Source organism: Vibrio rotiferianus CAIM 577 = LMG 21460, assembly GCF_002741985.1.
GTDB classification, from domain to species: domain Bacteria; phylum Pseudomonadota; class Gammaproteobacteria; order Enterobacterales; family Vibrionaceae; genus Vibrio; species Vibrio rotiferianus.
On the sequence record NZ_APHW01000002.1, the window covers coordinates 233,363 to 251,821 of the forward strand.

The window sequence follows — 18,459 nt, forward strand, 5'->3', positions numbered from 1 at the left end:
TGAAGTGATGCTAAACAAATGACAGATAAAAATAAGTTGCCAAATGAGGGGCCAACTCTCTACATCGTACCGACTCCAATCGGAAATTTAGCGGATATCACACAACGCGCTATCGAAGTTCTGTCGAATGTGGACATCATTGCCGCAGAGGATACTCGACATACGGGCAAATTACTGTCTCACTTCAATATCCAAACTAAAACTTTTGCTTTGCATGATCACAATGAGCAGCAAAAAGCGCAAGCCTTGGTCGAAAAACTACTTTCAGGTCAGTCTATTGCTTTAGTCTCTGACGCTGGAACGCCACTAATTAGCGATCCAGGGTACCATTTGGTAACAAAATGTCGTCAAGCGGGCGTAAGAGTTGTGCCTCTTCCTGGTGCGTGTGCAGTCATCACGGCGTTAAGTGCTTCTGGTTTACCATCAGATCGTTTCAGCTTTGAAGGCTTTCTACCACCGAAAAGCAAAGGTCGTAAAGACAAGTTCTTGGAAATTGCATCAGTGGAACGCACTTGTATCTTCTATGAGTCACCACACCGTATTTTAGACTCTCTACAAGATATGTTAGACGTTCTTGGTCCTGAACGAGAAGTTGTCTTGGCGCGTGAGCTAACGAAAACCTTTGAAACCATTCAAGGAATGCCTCTAGGTGAACTGATTGAGTGGGTCAAGAGTGATGACAACCAACAGCGCGGTGAGATGGTGCTGCTTATCCACGGTCACCGTGATTCAACTGAAGATACGTTGCCAGATGAAGCAACCCGTACGCTGGGTATTTTGACGAAAGAGCTGCCATTGAAGAAAGCTGCAGCACTTGCCGCAGAGATCTACAGCCTAAAGAAAAATGCACTGTATAAGTGGGGTTTAGAGAATCTGGGCTAGAAGCTCTCAGAACGCTGACATTTCAGGAATGCTTCGCTTCGAGAGGCGGGGGCCGAGAGGTGGGCTTTAGTAGTTTCGTTCAAGAGTCGTTAGCTTTCAGAGTTGTTTAGATAAGATTGATAAGGGGAGTCGTTAACGCGGCTCCCCTATTGCTTATGGAAGCTGGCGCTTCGGGAGCGATCTGCTTTTAGATTGCTGCCTTTTTGACCACTTAACCGACCGTTTTCAGCATTTCTGTGATCTCACTAGACTCTGAGGGGATAACTCTATACAATCCGCCCTCGGAGCTGACTGGGTAGTCGCTGCTTTGTTGATGTCCTTCGGGAGACTGACGTCGAAGTCCCTTTGGGAGACTGACGTTGACGTCCTTCGGGAGACTGACAAAGGGGAGGAAAGTCCGGGCTTCATAGAGCAAGGTGCCAGGTAACGCCTGGGGGGCGCAAGCTACGACAAGTGCAGCAGAGAGAAGACCGCCGATGGCCCTAGGGCACAGGTAAGGGTGAAAGGGTGCGGTAAGAGCGCACCGGACGACTAGTAATAGTTCGTAGCAGGGTAAACTCCACCTGAAGCAAGACCAAATAGGCCTCCACATTGCGTTGCTCGCGTAAGGAGGCGGGTAGGTTGCTCGAGCCAGTGAGTGATTGCTGGCCTAGACGAATGGCTACCGCCGCGCAAGCGGAACAGAACCCGGCTTATGTGTCGGCTCCACCTATTCGAGACCCATCATTACTTCGGTAGTGATGGGTTTTTTGCATTTTATTGACGCAAACTATGTCATTACCAATAAACTTGGCGCTGAATCACGTCTAACTTTAGACTTGTAGTGGCGATGATGTGGGAAATCAGTACACTAGGTCTACATGCCCTAGAAATCGCTTCAAGATCATTCAACGAGAAAGCTATGACCGAAACATTCCAACATATCTCTGTGTTATTAAATGAGTCCATTGATGGCTTGGCTATCAAACCCGACGGTACCTATATCGATGGAACATTTGGCCGTGGTGGTCACAGCAGAACAATCTTGTCGAAACTAGGTGAAAACGGCCGACTATACAGCATCGATCGTGACCCGCAGGCAATCGCTGAAGCGGGAAAAATCGACGACCCGCGCTTCACCATCATTCATGGCCCGTTCTCAGGTATGGCGAAATACGCAGAAGAGTATGGCCTTGTTGGTAAAGTGGACGGTGTATTGCTAGACCTTGGTGTCTCTTCCCCGCAACTCGATGATGCTGAACGTGGTTTTAGCTTTATGAAAGATGGTCCGCTAGACATGCGTATGGACCCAACATCAGGTATTCCCGTATCTCAATGGCTAATGGAAGCCGACTTAGATGATATTACTTGGGTGATTCGTGAGTTTGGTGAAGATAAGCATGCTCGTCGTATTGCAAAAGCAATCGTGGCACACCGTGAAGATGAAGAGAACGAGCCAATGGTTCGTACTGGTCAGTTAGCCAAGCTGATTTCAGATGCGGCGCCAAAAAGTTTCAAAGAGAAAAAGCACCCAGCGACTCGTGCTTTCCAAGCATTCCGTATTTACATCAACAGTGAACTAGAAGAAATTGATACAGCACTGAAAGGCGCTGCGAGCATTCTGGCACCAGAAGGTCGTTTGTCAGTGATCAGCTTCCACTCGTTGGAAGACCGCATGGTAAAACGCTTCATCCGTAAAGAAAGTAAAGGCCCTGAAGTGCCACATGGGATCCCGATGACAGAAGAGCAAATTCGCGCACTTGGTAGCGCGAACATGAAGCCTATGGGTAAAGCGATTAAGCCTACCAAGCAAGAGATTGAGATGAACCCGCGATCTCGTAGTTCAGTTCTTCGTATTGCAGAAAAACTGTAATAATCATGACGAAAACCACTCCTAACCTCGCTAAATTGATCGCAATGGATTTGATAACCGTTGGTCGATGGTCCTTATTGCTGATGTTGTTGATATTTGCGTCTGCAATGGGGGTGGTTTTTGCTACTCATCACGCTCGCCAAGCGATTACTGAAAAAGATCTCACTTTAGTTGAGCGAGAACGTTTAGATAATGAGTGGCGTAACTTGATGCTAGAGGAGACCGCGCTCGCAGAGCACAGTCGTGTTCAAGACCTGGCTAAAAAAGAGTTAGAAATGAAGCGTCCTGATGGCGATAAAGAAGTGGTGATCACACTAAAATGATTGGAAAGAAAACCAAGACTAAGCAAGGGAAGACTTCCTCCTCAAAGCCAAAGGTCGATAAGAAAGACACATTGACTAAATCGAGTTCTCCTCAAGCAGTCGATAACCCGTTCTTAATTCGATGGCGATTTCACCTCTTACTATTCTTCGTTTTTTGTGCTTTTGCACTGCTGGTTGGCCGAGTTGCATACATACAGGTTGTTGAGCCAGATAACCTGATCAAACAAGGTGACTTACGCTCTGTGCGCGTTAAGTCTCTTCCATCTGCTCGAGGAATCATCTCTGACCAAAATGGAGAGCCTCTTGCTGTCAGTGTACCTGTTGAAGCCGTTTGGGCCGATCCTGCTACAATTTTCAAAGATAAAGCGCTAGACCAAGTTCAGAGCTGGTACGCCTTAGCGGACGTACTGGGTTTAGATCGTCAAGGCTTGATTGAAAAAATCAAAAAGAACGAAAAGCGCCGTTTTATCTACTTGCAACGCCAAGTGAGCCCAGCGATGGCAAACTACATTCGTGAGTTGAAGTTGCCTGGCGTTGGGCTCAAGTCAGAATCACGTCGTTATTATCCAGCAGGGGAAGTGAGTGCACACCTTGTGGGCGTTACGGGTATCGACGGACACGGCCTAGAAGGGGTTGAGCGTAGTTATGATAAATGGCTTACAGGCGAAGCTGGCAAAAAAACAATTCGAAAAGACCGATACGGACGAGTTGTTGAAAATATTTCTCTAGAGGAAAAGGAAGAAGGTAAGCCTCTACAGTTAACGATCGATCAAAGACTACAAGCCATCGCATACCGCGCAATTAAGCAAGCGGTCGCTGACCATCGGGCGACATCGGGTTCTGCAGTTATGTTAGATGTTAAAACGGGCGCAGTATTAGCCATGGTAAACGCACCGTCTTACAACCCAAACAACCGCAGTGATTGGCAGAGCTATAAGATGCGTAATCGCATTATTACCGATTCCATGGAGCCTGGTTCAACGATCAAACCATTTGTTATTCTTGCAGCGCTTGAAAACGGTGTTGCTGACAAGGATACCATTGTCGATACCGGGAACGGTATCCTTCAGCTAGGTGGTAGTCGAGTCCGAGATGTATCGAAAGTTGGCAAAGCGAGCCTGACTGAAATTCTTAAGAAGTCGAGTAACATTGGTGTGACTAAGTTGGCGATGCAGATGCCAGTAGAAGCCTTACTTGGACTGTATAGTTCGGTTGGTCTCGGTGAAGTATCAGGGCTCAACCTAGTTGGTGAGGTAACTGGTATATTTCCGACCAGAACGCGTTGGTCTCCAATTGAACGTGCCACCATTGCCTTTGGTTACGGCTTGTCGATAACTCCAATTCAACTTGCTCATGCCTATGCGACATTGGGGAATTTAGGTAAGTACGAGCCTATTCATATTATCGAGAGCAACGATCGAGATATGTCTCGCCAGGTGGTCAGTAAAGAACATGCTCGTCAAGTTCTGGATATGCTCGAAACCGTAACTCAGAAAGGTGGTTCAGCTCGTCGAGCTGCGGTGCCTGGGTACCGAGTTGGAGCAAAGACAGGTACGTCACGTAAGGCCGCCGCTGGTGGTTACAGTGATGAATACATTACGTATACCGCAGGCCTCGCACCCGTGAGTGATCCGCGAGTTGCATTAGTGGTGATTGTTAACGAACCGCAAGGTGATGATTACTATGGTGGTTCAGTTGCATCTCCTGTCTTTTCAGAAATCATGAAGGGCGCATTACAAATCCTTAATGTTGCCCCAGACGAAAATAAATTCCAGCAGTAGGTGTGAACCTGCTGCGATAGCATTAAGAGTTGGGCTGTAGCTCGGAGAACAGATATGACTAAAGCCATCAGTATGGACACGCTGCTTTCAAATTGGGTTGATTGCTCCAGCCTGTCGTCGATTATTGTCTCTGAATTGGAACTCGACAGTCGTAGAGTCCAATCAGGCACTACCTTTGTTGCCATTATTGGTCACGTTGTGGATGGACGTAAGTTTATCCCAGCAGCAATTGAACAAGGTGCAAATGCGGTTCTTGCTCAAGCATGTGACCTAAAAACGCATGGCATGATTGAGATTGTTGATGACGTACCCGTGATATACCTCGACGCGTTGGACAAGTGCTTATCTGAAATTGCTGGTCATTTGTATCCTTACCCAAATATGGAGTTGATCGGTGTCACTGGCACAAACGGTAAAACCACCATCACTCAGCTCATTGCGCAATGGATTGATTTAATTGGTTCAAAAGCGGCAGTCATGGGCACTACTGGCAATGGCTTCCTCAATAGCCTACAAGAAGCTGCAAACACCACCGGTAATGCGGTCGAAATTCAAAAGACATTATCTTCTCTAGCGGAGCAAAATGCGCAATACACAGCGCTTGAAGTTTCTTCTCATGGTTTGATTCAAGGTCGCGTTAAAGCGTTATCTTTTGCGGCGGGCGTATTTACCAACCTAAGTCGTGATCACTTGGATTACCATGGCACGATGGAAGAGTATGCAAACGCGAAGCTCACCTTGTTTACTCAGCATCAATGCACTCACGCAATCATCAACGTCGATGACAAAGTAGGAGCTGCATGGGCGAAGCAATTGAACAACGCGCTTGCCGTATCACTTAAACCAACCACAGAATTTTCTCAGAGCGTATATGCAAACCACATCAAGTATGCGGAATCTGGCATTACGATTGAATTTGATGGCAAGTTTGGTGAAGGAACCTTGCATGCGCCGCTTATTGGCGAGTTCAATGCGGCGAACTTGATGTTGGCCTTCTCAACGCTGCTTAGCCTCGGTTTTAATAAGCAAGATTTACTAACGACAGCAAGCCAATTGCAGCCAGTCTTAGGGCGCATGGAATTATTCCAATCAAGTGGTAATGCAAAAGTGGTGGTGGATTACGCGCATACTCCAGATGCACTAGAGAAAGCATTACAAGCTCTGCGTGTTCATTGTCAAGGTGAACTGTGGGCAATTTTTGGCTGCGGTGGCGATCGCGATGCGGGTAAACGCCCGATGATGGCGGAAATTGCCGAACGTTTGGGTGACAAAGTTGTGCTTACTGATGACAACCCACGCAGTGAAGATCCAGCGCTGATCATGAAAGACATGCTGGCTGGTCTAACGAAACCGGCTGAGGCGATTGTGCAGCATGACCGTTTTAAAGCGTTGTCTTACGCCCTTGAGCATGCTTCTTCGCAAGACATTATCCTTCTGGCGGGTAAAGGCCATGAGGATTACCAAATTCTAAATTCTGGAACCGTCCATTACTCTGACCGCGAGTCAGCCATGACACTATTGGGGCTTTCATCATGATCACAGTAATGCTTTCTCAAATTGCGGACATCACCGGCGGTGAGCTAGTTGGCAATGATCTATCTATTGAGTCTGTTTCGACCGACACTCGAGCTATCGAACAAGGCGCTTTATTTGTTGCTTTGGTTGGAGAACGTTTTGATGCTCACGATTTTTGCCACCAAGCGGTGGAGTCCGGTGCGGGCGCATTATTGGTACAAAAGCGTGTTAATGTGAATGTACCTCAAGTCGTTGTTGACGATAGTAAGATCGCGTTGGGTGATGTGGCTGCCTGGGTTCATAAGCAGTGTGGAACCCCAACCGTCGCGATCACTGGCAGTTGTGGCAAAACGACAGTGAAAGAGATGGTGGCGAGTATTCTTCAGTCAAAAGGCCAAGTGTTGTTTACTGCTGGCAATTTTAATAATGATATCGGTGTGCCACTAACACTGCTTCGTTCTCAGCCGTCAGATGACTACGCTGTGATTGAGTTAGGAGCAAACCATATTGGTGAAATTGCTTATACTACTCAACTCGTCAATCCTGACATTGCGTTGGTTAATAATGTGGCTGCTGCCCACCTAGAAGGGTTCGGGTCAATCGATGGTGTTAAGCAAGCTAAAGGTGAGATTTATCAGGGCTTGCCATCAAACGGTGTCGCGATCGTAAATTTAGACAGTCAGGGTGAGGTAATGTGGAAAGAGGTATTGTCTGACAAACATGTCATTACATTTTCACAAAATCATTCAAATGCTGACTATTATGCGTCTAATATCGTTTTAAATACCTCAGGAGAAGCGAGCTTTGTTCTCCATGATCAACCTCGGCAGCAGAGCTTCTCAATTGAATTGGGTATTATCGGTCAGCATAACGTTGCAAATGCCATCGCTGCTTCCATCATTGCTTTTAATATGGGCGTGAAGGTCGAGGATATTCAAGCTGGTCTGAAGAACTTAAGTAAAGTAAAAGGCCGAGTTGAAGTTGAGCAACTTAATGCTCACGTTAAATTGATCGATGATAGCTATAACGCAAGTGTTCCGGCAATGAAAGCCGCCGTTGATCTTCTTGGTACGTTTCAAGGCCAACGTTGGTTGATTTTGGGCAATATGGCGGAATTGGGAGACGAAAGTCTTGCACTTCATCGTCAAGTCGGAGAACATGCTGCCCCACAAAATTTTGAACATGTGTTGACGTATGGCTGTGATGCAAAGGTTATTAGTGACCTTTGTTCCGGCGTTCATTTTGAAACACATGAAGCGATGATTGACTACATCAAGCAGCACCTTACCCTCGCTAGTTCTGACAACCATACCGTTCTGGTTAAAGGTGCAAACAGTGCGGGAATGTTTAAAATAGCGGCTGCTTTGAAGGAGTATTTTTAATGATTATTTGGCTTGCCGAGCTGCTACAGCCATACTTTTCTTTCTTTCGATTGTTCGAATACCTTTCTTTCCGAGCGATTTTAAGCGTACTAACTGCACTTGGCTTATCTCTTTGGATGGGGCCAATCATGATCAAGCGACTACAGTTGTTGCAAATCGGTCAGGTCGTACGTAACGAAGGTCCAGAATCTCACTTTAGCAAACGTGGTACTCCAACAATGGGTGGTATCATGATTTTGGCTGCAATTTCTATTACCATTCTTCTTTGGACTGACTTATCTAACCCTTACGTATGGGCGGTATTAACCGTGTTATTAGGCTATGGGGCTGTGGGTTTCGTTGATGATTATCGAAAAGTTGTTCGTAAGAACACCGATGGTCTAGTCGCTCGTTGGAAGTATTTTTGGCAGTCATTGATCGCGTTTGTTGTCGCGTTCGCACTGTACGCATACGGTAAAGACACTGCTGCTACTCAGCTGGTGGTGCCATTCTTTAAAGACATCATGCCTCAGCTAGGATTGATGTACATAATCCTGACCTATTTCGTGATTGTTGGTACGAGTAATGCTGTGAACTTGACCGACGGTCTAGATGGTTTGGCGATCTTACCTACGGTTTTGGTTTCTGCTGGTTTTGCTGTGATTGCGTGGGCAACAGGTAATATCAATTTCTCAGAGTATCTACATATTCCGTACCTTCCTCACGCCTCTGAATTGGTTGTCGTCTGTACGGCGATTGTTGGAGCTGGCCTAGGTTTCTTGTGGTTTAACACTTATCCTGCCCAGGTTTTCATGGGTGATGTCGGTTCACTAGCACTTGGTGGAGCACTTGGTACGATTGCAGTACTGGTTCGCCAAGAGCTCGTTCTGGTTATCATGGGTGGTGTGTTTGTAATGGAAACATTATCGGTAATCTTGCAGGTCGGTTCTTACAAACTGCGTGGGCAGCGTATCTTCCGAATGGCACCAATTCATCATCACTACGAGTTGAAAGGCTGGCCAGAGCCTCGTGTTATTGTACGCTTCTGGATTATTTCTATTGTTCTTGTCTTAATTGGGCTAGCAACACTTAAAGTTCGTTAATTTTTGGACAGGCTTACTGTTTGGAAAGACTATAATTTTGTGATCGAATATGGAACGTTGGCAAAACATACATAAGGTCGTTGTTGTAGGGCTCGGTATTACCGGGCTCTCTGTCGTTAAACACCTAACAAAAACACAGCCGCAACTGACGGTTAAAGTTATCGATACGCGTGCTACGCCTCCTAGTGCTGAGCGTTTACCTGAGCAAGTTGAGCTGCACAGTGGTGGTTGGAATACCGAGTGGCTTGCAGAAGCCGACTTAGTTGTGACCAACCCAGGGATCGCCTTAGCAACACCAGAAATCCAAGCGGTTCTTGCCAAAGGCACGCAGGTTGTTGGTGATATCGAACTCTTCGCTTGGACAGTCGATAAGCCTGTCATTGCGATTACTGGTTCGAACGGTAAAAGCACAGTTACCGACCTCACTGGCGTAATGGCGAAAGCTGCAGGTTTAACGGTCGGTGTCGGTGGCAATATCGGTGTTCCTGCTCTTGATTTGCTAGAACAAGACGCAGATTTGTATGTGCTTGAGCTGTCGAGCTTCCAACTAGAAACTACCTCGAGCTTGAAGCTTAAAGCGGCGGCGTTTCTAAACCTTTCGGAAGACCACATGGATCGGTATGACGGCATGGCGGACTACCGACAAGCTAAGCTGCGCATTTTTGACAACGCTGAACTGGCCATCGTGAACCGTGATGATCAAGAAACTTTTCCTGATGTTGATATGCCAATTGTCACGTTTGGCTGCGATGATCAAGCCTACGGTCTTGAGTCTGATGGTCAACGAACTTGGCTGCTTGATCATGGTCAGCGTGTTATCGCTAGCGATGAGTTGATGCTTGTCGGAAAGCATAACCTTGCTAACGCATTGGTTGTACTTGCGCTGCTGAAAGCTGCAGGCGTTGATTATTATAACGCTTTGAATGCACTGAAAACTTACACTGGTTTGACACATAGATGCCAAGTGGTTGCGGATAATCGGGGCGTAAAATGGGTGAATGACTCTAAAGCAACTAATATCGCGAGCACTATGGCTGCACTTTCTGGCCTAGAGTCGACAGGTAAACTGTATTTGCTTGTTGGCGGTGTTGGTAAAGGTGCGGACTTCACTCCACTAAAACCGATCTTCGCAACACTTAACTTGCAACTGTGTTGTTTTGGCGCAGATGGTGATGAGTTTATGCCATTGCATGAATCAGCAACTCGCTTTGACACTATGGAAGATGTGATTCAACAAATATCTTCGCAGTTAAAAACGGGTGATATGGTGATGCTGTCTCCGGCCTGTGCTAGCTTTGATCAATTCGATAACTTTATGGCAAGGGGTGATGCATTTGCAGCTCTTGCTAATAAATACGCATAACTAAAGGTTACACACTTCGTGGGTTTAGGTAACGTTAAACGCAGCATTGGCACTTGGCTTAAGCATCCTGCTCCAGAGGCGCTCTTTGATCGCCAGCTTGTTTGGATTGCGCTGGGTTTGATGTTAACGGGTTTGGTGATGGTAACTTCGGCATCATTTCCAATCAGCTCGCGCCTGACTGATCAGCCTTTCCATTTCATGTTTAGACATGCCACGTTCTTGGTGCTTGCGTTGGGTGCATCATGTGTGATCCTTCAGATACCGTTAGAACAATGGTTTAAGCGCAGTCACTACTTACTAGGCATTTCATTTGCGTTACTCATCATTGTGTTACTGGCGGGTAAATCGGTCAATGGCGCATCGCGATGGATTCCTTTAGGGCTATTTAACTTACAGCCAGCGGAAGTCGCTAAGTTATCGCTGTTTATTTTTATGTCTGGCTATCTAGTACGTAAGCAAGAAGAAGTAAGGCAAACCTTCTTTGGTGGCTTTATGAAGCCAATTATGGTGTTTGCATTCTTAGCGGTATTACTGCTCGGCCAGCCAGACTTAGGCACAGTCGTCGTAATGTTGGTGACCCTCTTTGGCATGCTATTTATCGCAGGGGCTAAACTGACTCAATTCTTAGCATTGATGATTGCTGGTATTGGGGCGGTTGTCGGGTTGATTCTTATAGAACCTTACCGGATGAGGCGTGTAACCTCTTTCTTAGACCCCTGGGAAGATCCATTTGGTAGTGGCTACCAGCTCACTCAGTCGCTGATGGCGTTTGGCCGCGGCGAGTGGTTTGGTCAAGGTCTGGGGAACTCAATTCAAAAACTCGAATACCTACCTGAAGCGCATACCGACTTCGTATTTGCAGTATTGGCGGAAGAGCTAGGCTTTGTTGGTGTTGTCTTGGTCCTTATGCTGATTTTTAGCTTGGTACTTAAAGCAGTTTACATTGGCAAACGTGCTTTCGAAGAAGGTGAAATGTTTGGTGGTTACCTCGCGTTTGGTATCGGTATTTGGTTTGCTTTCCAGACTTTGGTTAACGTTGGCGCCGCTGCCGGTATTGTTCCAACCAAAGGTCTTACTCTGCCGCTGATAAGTTATGGTGGCTCGAGTCTTATTATCATGTCCGTAGCAGTATCAATCTTGCTGCGAATCGATCACGAATGCCGCTTGAAGCGCGGCCAGAAAGAATCAGAACAACAAGTCGATGAAGAAAAATAAACGTTTGATGGTGATGGCCGGTGGTACTGGCGGTCACGTCTTCCCAGGTCTTGCAGTAGCGAAGCGGCTACAAGAGCAAGGCTGGGAAATTCGCTGGTTGGGTACCGCGGATAGAATGGAAGCCGATTTAGTGCCGAAACATGGTATTGAAATTGACTTTATCAAAGTAAAAGGTCTACGAGGTCAAGGTGTTAAGCGTCTTCTTGCGGCACCATTTCAGATCATCAATGCCGTCATGCAGGCTCGTGCTCATATGAAGCGCTGGCAGCCCGATGCAGTGCTTGGTATGGGCGGTTACGTTAGTGGTCCTGGTGGTATTGCTGCTTGGATGAGTGGTATTCCAGTGGTTTTGCATGAGCAAAATGCCGTGGCAGGCCTCACTAACCAATGGTTGTCAAAAATAGCGAAGAAGGTATTCCAAGCTTTCCCCGGTGCTTTCCCAAATGCGGAAGTAGTCGGTAACCCCGTTCGTGAAGATGTGACCCAGCTCGATGCTCCTGTTACACGCATGCAAGAGCGACAAGGTCCAATTCGTATTTTGGTGATGGGTGGCAGCCAAGGCGCACGCATTCTTAACCAAACTCTGCCAGAAGTAATGGCGAAATTAGGCGAAGATTACTGTATTCGTCATCAAGCAGGTAAAGGTTCTGCTGAAGAAGTGAATGCGGCATACCAAGCCAATGGTGTGGCTAATGCAGAAGTAACAGAGTTCATTGATGACGTAGCACAAGCGTATGCATGGGCTGACCTTTTGGTTTGTCGCTCAGGAGCGCTAACCGTTTCTGAAGTATCGGCGGCAGGTGTCGGTGCCATCTTTGTTCCATTTATGCATAAAGACCGTCAGCAAGCTTTGAATGCGGACCATCTGGTAGATTGCGGCGCTGCAAAAATGATAGAACAACCAGATTTAACTGTTGAGGCATTGACTCAGCAGATCCAGCAATTGGATCGACAAGCTTTACTTACAATGGCTGAACAAGCGCGTAGCGCTGCAAAACTGAACGCAGACAAAGTTGTCGCACAGGCCATTGTCGCTTTGACCGAAAAGCGTTAACGAATTATTGAGAATAGAATTGATGACAATCCAACATACACAAGACTTAGCTCAGATTCGCGCAATGGTGCCAGAGATGCGCCGCGTGAAATCCATCCACTTCATCGGTATTGGTGGTGCGGGCATGAGCGGCATTGCTGAAGTGCTGTTGAACGAAGGCTACCAAATCACAGGTTCTGATCTATCAGAAAACCCAGTGACCGAGCGTCTAGTATCAAAAGGTGCGACGGTATTTATCGGCCATCAAGCTAGCAATGTAGAAAAAGCCAGTGTTGTTGTTGTATCCACCGCGATCAATGAAGAAAACCCAGAAGTGATCGCAGCGCGTGAGTTGCGTATCCCTATCGTACGTCGCGCAGAAATGCTGGCGGAGTTAATGCGATTCCGTCATGGTATTGCTGTCGCAGGTACACATGGCAAAACGACGACCACAGCTTTGGTCACTCAAATCTATTCTGAAGCAGGCCTTGATCCAACGTTTGTGAACGGTGGTCTGGTTAAGAGCGCGGGTACGAATGCGCGCCTAGGCTCTAGCCGAATTTTGATTGCAGAAGCGGACGAAAGTGACGCTTCATTCCTGCATCTACAACCTATGGTGAGCATCGTGACGAACATCGAAGCTGACCATATGGATACGTACGGTGGTGACTTTGAAACCTTGAAGCAGACCTTCATTGATTTCCTTCACAACCTACCGTTTTACGGTCAAGCGATTGTGTGTATCGATGATCCTGTGATTCGTGAATTGATTCCTCGTATCAGCCGCCAAGTGATCACTTACGGTTTCTCTGAAGATGCTGATGTGCGTATCGAGAATTACCACCAAGAAGGCCAGCAAGGCAAATTCACCGTAGTACGTGAAGGCCGTGCAAACCTTGATATCACGCTAAACATTCCAGGACGTCATAACGCACTCAACGCATCAGCGGCGATTGCGGTTGCGACAGAAGATGACATCAGTGATGAAGCGATTCTAAAAGCAATGGCTGGCACTCAAGGTACAGGCCGTCGTTTTGATCACTTAGGTGAGTTTGATACTGGTAACGGTCATGCAATGCTTGTTGATGATTACGGCCATCATCCAACAGAAGTGGATGTAACAATTAACGCGGCACGCAGCGGTTGGCAAGACAAGCGTTTAGTGATGATTTTCCAGCCGCACCGCTATAGCCGTACGCGTGATTTGTACGATGACTTTGCAAACGTACTTGAACAAGTTGATGTGTTAATCATGTTGGATGTTTACGCTGCGGGCGAAAAGCCAATTGCAGGGGCGGATGGCCGTGCTTTATGCCGTACGATTCGCAGCCGTGGCAAGGTTGATCCCATTTTTGTCCCAGAAACTAGCCAACTACCATCAGTGCTTGCTAATGTCATTCAAGAAGGTGACTTAGTTTTAACTCAAGGTGCGGGAGATGTAGGTAAAGTAGCTAAACAACTTGCAACATTAGAGTTAAACATTGAAAAGATGCAGCAGGGATAAGTGCTTTCGTTTACACATAGTGTGGAAAAAGACGCAGATCTCGATTTTGCGTCAGGATAGTTGTGATTTGTCACTATCAATGTTTGATAGTTTACAAGAGCTAAGTATAATCCCAAGGTTAAAGTCAGAGTTTTTACCACCTTGTAATAGATAAGGTAAAACACGGGACAACAGTCAGGAAACAATACCATTGTTAAATATGGCACTGAATGAAGAACCACCACAAAAGGAATTACTCCGTGGTCGTCAAGAAAAACTAATAGGTGCTCTGTTTTTCGTTTTCGTCGTGACTTTGATTAGTTCTGTGTTGTATTCGGCGATCAGTTGGATGTGGGATGACCAAAGGTTACCTCTTTCCAAAATAATACTGCAAGGTAACTTGGAGTATGTCACGGCTGAGGACGTGCAAAGTGCGTTCGGGCGAATCGATCATATCGGTACATTTATGTCTCAGGACATTGATGTATTACAGCAGAGTGTCGAAGCTTTGCCTTGGGTTGCTCATGCCGCAATTCGTAAGCAATGGCCAGATAAAGTAAAAGTATTCTTAACGGAGTATCATCCCGAAGCCATTTGGAATGGCAACGAACTACTAGATAATAGTGGGATCGTTTTTGATGGTGATGTAGGTCTGCTGAAGGAAGAAAAAGTAAAATTATATGGACCAGCAGCAAGTGGGCCGGAAGTCTTAGAGACCTACCGAACATTACAGCCTCAATTTGCAAAACTTGGTCTTGCGATTTCTTCACTCGTATTGAATGAACGTCGTGCTTGGCAAATTATCCTCGATAACGGCATACGTTTAGAATTAGGTAAAGAGTCTCTTGACGAGCGTATACAGCGTTTTTTTGAGTTGTATCATCAGCTTGGCAGTGACACCCAAAGAATCAGTTATATCGACTTAAGGTACGATACAGGAGCCGCAGTCGGTTGGTTTCCTGAACAAGAGTTAGAACAAGAGAGTACAGATGACTAAGGCCGCTGATGACAACATTATTGTTGGTCTTGATATAGGCACTGCAACCGTGTCAGCTCTAGTGGGTGAAATTTTACCTGATGGCCAAATAAATATTATTGGTGCAGGTAGCAGCCCGTCACGTGGCATGGATAAAGGTGGCGTGAACGATTTGGAGTCGGTAGTTAAATCCGTCCAAAGAGCCATTGATCAAGCCGAACTAATGGCTGAATGCCAAATTAGCCGAGTGTTTATCTCATTATCGGGTAAGCATATTGCGAGCCGTATTGAGAAGGGCATGGGAACTATTTCCGATGAGGAAGTATCCCAAGAAGATATGGATCGCGCTATCCATACTGCAAAATCGATTAAAATCGGTGATGAACAACGAATCCTTCATGTGATTCCACAGGAGTTCACCATCGACTACCAAGAAGGCATTAAAAACCCGCTTGGTTTATCTGGAGTAAGAATGGAAGTAAGTGTCCATTTGATCTCATGTCATAATGATATGGCACGCAATATTATTAAGGCAGTAGAGCGCTGCGGCCTTAAAGTAGAGCAACTTGTATTTTCTGGGCTTGCTGCAAGTAACGCAGTAATCACCGAGGATGAAAGAGAGCTCGGGGTTTGTGTGGTTGATATTGGTGCTGGCACGATGGATGTATCTATCTGGACTGGTGGTGCGCTACGTCACACTGAAGTGTTTTCTTACGCAGGAAATGCTGTAACAAGCGATATTGCTTTTGCTTTTGGTACGCCTGTAAGCGATGCTGAAGAGATAAAAGTTAAATATGGCTGTGCCCTAAGTGAACTGGTCAGTAAGGATGACACGGTTAATGTCCCAAGTGTAGGAGGTCGACCTTCTCGTAGTCTGCAACGTCAGACGTTGTCAGAAGTGATTGAACCTCGTTACTCTGAGCTTATGGGACTGGTTAACCAAACTATCGACTCTGTACAAGCAAAATTGCGCGAAGAGGGCATCAAACATCATTTAGCCGCAGGTGTGGTTTTAACTGGTGGTGCTGCGCAAATTGACGGAGTGGTAGAGTGTGCGGAACGCGTATTCCGCAATCAAGTTAGGGTTGGCAAGCCACTTGAAGTTAGTGGTTTAACTGACTATGTAAAAGAGCCGTATCATTCTACGGCAGTTGGATTACTTCATTACGCAAGAGACATGCAGTCCAGTGATGATGGCGAGTATAATGAACCGAAACGTTCATCTGTTACTGGCTTCTTCGGTAAATTGCGTAATTGGATACAAAAAGAGTTTTAACCTGAGTTGCAGGATAAACGGAGACAACACATGTTTGAACCGATGATGGAAATGTCTGACGATGCAGTAATCAAGGTCGTTGGGGTTGGTGGCGGCGGTGGTAACGCTGTTGAACACATGGTGCGTGAATCCATCGAAGGTGTGGAATTCATCAGCGTTAATACTGATGCGCAAGCACTTCGTAAGACAAGCGTTGGCAATGTGATCCAGATTGGTGGTGACATCACTAAAGGTCTGGGTGCTGGTGCGAATCCACAAGTTGGCCGTGACGCAGCTCTCGAAGATAGAGAAAGAATTAAAGAGTCCATCACTGGTGCCGATATGGTATTTATCGCAGCTGGTATGGGTGGCGGTACAGGTACTGGTGCAGCACCTGTTATTGCTGAAGTAGCTAAAGAGCTTGGCATTCTTACTGTTGCGGTAGTAACAAAACCGTTCAGCTTTGAAGGCAAAAAGCGTTTGGCATTTGCGGAGCAAGGTATCGATGAGCTATCTAAGCACGTTGACTCTTTGATCACGATTCCAAACGAAAAGCTACTTAAAGTACTTGGTCGTGGTGTAACGCTACTAGAAGCTTTCGCAAGTGCTAACGATGTTCTTAAGAACGCGGTTCAAGGTATCGCTGAGCTAATCACTCGTCCTGGCATGATCAACGTCGACTTTGCGGATGTACGCACTGTGATGTCTGAGATGGGACATGCAATGATGGGTAGCGGTATCGCGAAAGGTGAAGATCGTGCAGAAGAAGCTGCTGAAATGGCAATTTCTAGCCCACTTCTAGAAGATATCGATCTAGCAGGTGCACGTGGCGTTCTTGTGAACATCACTGCAGGTCTGGATATGCGTCTTGACGAGTTTGAGACAGTGGGTAACACCGTGAAAGCTTTTGCTTCTGATAACGCAACTGTGGTTATTGGTACTTCACTAGATCCAGATATGACAGATGAAATCCGAGTAACTGTTGTTGCTACTGGTATTGGCAATGAGAAAAAGCCAGATATCACGCTAGTTGCTGGTGGTAAAGCGAAAGTGGCTCCAGCGCCACAAGCTGCTCAACCACAAGCTCAAAGCGTAGCGCCACAAGCTGAAGAGAAACCGGCACAAACTTTGCAGACAAATCCTGTACAAGAGAAGCCACAAGTCACTCCTCAGCCGACAAACACAGTTTCTTCTTCTCCTGCAGCTGGTGGCCAAAGCGCTGCTCCTAAGCAAGAGAAGGAAAGCGGTTATTTAGATATTCCGGCATTTTTGCGTCGTCAGGCTGATTAATTATTAACCCGTAAATTTGACACAGCTCAAAATTATGGTAGCATTCACGGTCGACGTTACAATCGGCCGTGTTTTGTAGCACTTTTTAAGAGGCAAGCAGATGATCAGACAACGTACTCTGAAAGAAATAGTGAAAACAACTGGTGTGGGTCTCCACTCTGGTCGTAAAGTTACGCTTACTCTGCGCCCGGCAGCTGCAAATACAGGCATTATTTACCGTCGTACAGACGTAAATCCTCCTGTAGATTTCCCAGCAGATCCAGAATCGGTTCGCGATACAATGCTTTGTACAGCATTGGTGAATGATGAAGGCGTACGTATTTCAACTGTTGAGCATTTGAATGCGGCACTTGCTGGTATGGGTATCGATAACATTATTGTTGAAGTTGATGCTCCTGAAATCCCAATTATGGATGGTAGCGCAAGTCCTTTTGTTTACCTGCTTCAACAAGCGGGTGTTGAACCACAAAATGCACCTAAGCGTTTTATCCGTATTAAGAAGCCAGTTCGTTTTGAAGATGGTGATAAATGGGCCGAGTTTGTTCCATTTAACGGCTTCCGTATGGATTTCGAAATCGACTTTAACCACCCAGCGATCGAATCAGACGAGCAACGTCTTTTGTTTGATTTCTCATCTCAAGGTTTTGTTCGTGAGATTTCTCGCGCACGTACGTTCGGTTTCATGCGAGATATCGAATACCTACAATCCCAGAACCTAGTTCTTGGTGGTAGCTTTGACAACGCAATCGTACTGGATGATTACCGCATTCTTAATGAAGAAGGCCTTCGCTTTGAAAATGAGTTTGTTACTCACAAAGTATTGGACGCAATTGGTGATCTTTACATGTGTGGTCACGCAATTATCGGTGAGTTCCGAGCGTACAAGTCAGGTCATGGCCTGAACAACCAACTTCTGCGTGCGGTCCTTGCTGATCAAGAAGCATGGGAATGGACAACATTCGAAGAAGAAGCGGGTTCTCCGGTTGCTTTTGCAGAACCAAATATGGTTCTAGCGTAATACCCAACA

General features: G+C 46.3%; 15 protein-coding genes and 1 other RNA gene. All 16 read left to right on the forward strand.

The window, feature by feature from the left end:
- Positions 1-18 precede the first annotated feature (18 nt).
- The 16 genes from rsmI (at position 19) to lpxC (ending at position 18,450) form a co-directional block, all read left to right on the forward strand.
- Positions 19-882, forward strand: coding sequence for a 16S rRNA (cytidine(1402)-2'-O)-methyltransferase (gene rsmI / locus B853_RS01910; protein ID WP_010445844.1), 864 nt, complete (start codon positions 19-21; stop codon positions 880-882).
- Positions 883-1,165: 283 nt separating this feature from the next.
- An RNA gene (gene rnpB / locus B853_RS01915) (RNase P RNA component class A) lies at positions 1,166-1,593 on the forward strand.
- A gap of 190 nt (positions 1,594-1,783) precedes the next feature.
- The gene (rsmH, locus tag B853_RS01920) at positions 1,784-2,734 is read left to right on the forward strand and encodes a 16S rRNA (cytosine(1402)-N(4))-methyltransferase RsmH (RefSeq protein ID WP_038884206.1); all 951 of its coding nucleotides are present in this window, start codon (positions 1,784-1,786) and stop codon (positions 2,732-2,734) included.
- Between the two features lie 5 nt (positions 2,735-2,739).
- Complete coding sequence (ftsL, locus tag B853_RS01925) at positions 2,740-3,057, forward strand: cell division protein FtsL (RefSeq protein WP_010445849.1); 318 nt, start codon at positions 2,740-2,742, stop codon at positions 3,055-3,057.
- The gene (locus tag B853_RS01930) at positions 3,054-4,838 is read left to right on the forward strand and encodes a penicillin-binding transpeptidase domain-containing protein (RefSeq protein ID WP_010445851.1); all 1,785 of its coding nucleotides are present in this window, start codon (positions 3,054-3,056) and stop codon (positions 4,836-4,838) included. The genes ftsL and B853_RS01930 overlap by 4 nt, the downstream gene beginning before the upstream one ends.
- A gap of 54 nt (positions 4,839-4,892) precedes the next feature.
- Positions 4,893-6,374, forward strand: coding sequence for a UDP-N-acetylmuramoyl-L-alanyl-D-glutamate--2,6-diaminopimelate ligase (murE, locus tag B853_RS01935; RefSeq protein WP_038884183.1), 1,482 nt, complete (start codon positions 4,893-4,895; stop codon positions 6,372-6,374).
- On the forward strand, positions 6,371-7,735 hold the full coding sequence (locus tag B853_RS01940; protein WP_038884184.1) for a UDP-N-acetylmuramoyl-tripeptide--D-alanyl-D-alanine ligase: 1,365 nt from the start codon (positions 6,371-6,373) through the stop codon (positions 7,733-7,735). Before murE ends, B853_RS01940 begins: the two co-directional genes overlap by 4 nt.
- Entirely contained in the window at positions 7,735-8,817 is a 1,083-nt protein-coding gene (gene mraY / locus B853_RS01945) for a phospho-N-acetylmuramoyl-pentapeptide-transferase (RefSeq protein WP_010445856.1), read from the forward strand. Before B853_RS01940 ends, mraY begins: the two co-directional genes overlap by 1 nt.
- A gap of 49 nt (positions 8,818-8,866) precedes the next feature.
- On the forward strand, positions 8,867-10,180 hold the full coding sequence (gene murD, locus B853_RS01950; protein WP_038884185.1) for a UDP-N-acetylmuramoyl-L-alanine--D-glutamate ligase: 1,314 nt from the start codon (positions 8,867-8,869) through the stop codon (positions 10,178-10,180).
- Between the two features lie 18 nt (positions 10,181-10,198).
- A complete protein-coding gene (gene ftsW / locus B853_RS01955) occupies positions 10,199-11,395 on the forward strand; it encodes a cell division protein FtsW (protein ID WP_010445860.1) in 1,197 nt (398 codons plus the stop codon).
- Positions 11,382-12,449 carry an undecaprenyldiphospho-muramoylpentapeptide beta-N-acetylglucosaminyltransferase gene (gene murG / locus B853_RS01960; RefSeq protein WP_038884187.1) on the forward strand — a complete coding sequence of 356 codons (1,068 nt, stop codon included), beginning with the start codon at positions 11,382-11,384 and terminating at the stop codon, positions 12,447-12,449. Before ftsW ends, murG begins: the two co-directional genes overlap by 14 nt.
- A 22-nt stretch (positions 12,450-12,471) precedes the next feature.
- Positions 12,472-13,932 carry a UDP-N-acetylmuramate--L-alanine ligase gene (murC, locus tag B853_RS01965; RefSeq protein ID WP_038884188.1) on the forward strand — a complete coding sequence of 487 codons (1,461 nt, stop codon included), beginning with the start codon at positions 12,472-12,474 and terminating at the stop codon, positions 13,930-13,932.
- Between the two features lie 190 nt (positions 13,933-14,122).
- A complete protein-coding gene (locus B853_RS01970) occupies positions 14,123-14,908 on the forward strand; it encodes a cell division protein FtsQ/DivIB (RefSeq protein ID WP_029560917.1) in 786 nt (261 codons plus the stop codon).
- Positions 14,901-16,163 carry a cell division protein FtsA gene (ftsA, locus tag B853_RS01975; protein WP_010445869.1) on the forward strand — a complete coding sequence of 421 codons (1,263 nt, stop codon included), beginning with the start codon at positions 14,901-14,903 and terminating at the stop codon, positions 16,161-16,163. Before B853_RS01970 ends, ftsA begins: the two co-directional genes overlap by 8 nt.
- Positions 16,164-16,193: 30 nt before the next feature.
- A complete protein-coding gene (ftsZ, locus tag B853_RS01980) occupies positions 16,194-17,432 on the forward strand; it encodes a cell division protein FtsZ (protein ID WP_010445872.1) in 1,239 nt (412 codons plus the stop codon).
- Between the two features lie 100 nt (positions 17,433-17,532).
- The gene (gene lpxC / locus B853_RS01985) at positions 17,533-18,450 is read left to right on the forward strand and encodes a UDP-3-O-acyl-N-acetylglucosamine deacetylase (RefSeq protein ID WP_038884189.1); all 918 of its coding nucleotides are present in this window, start codon (positions 17,533-17,535) and stop codon (positions 18,448-18,450) included.
- Positions 18,451-18,459 lie beyond the last annotated feature (9 nt).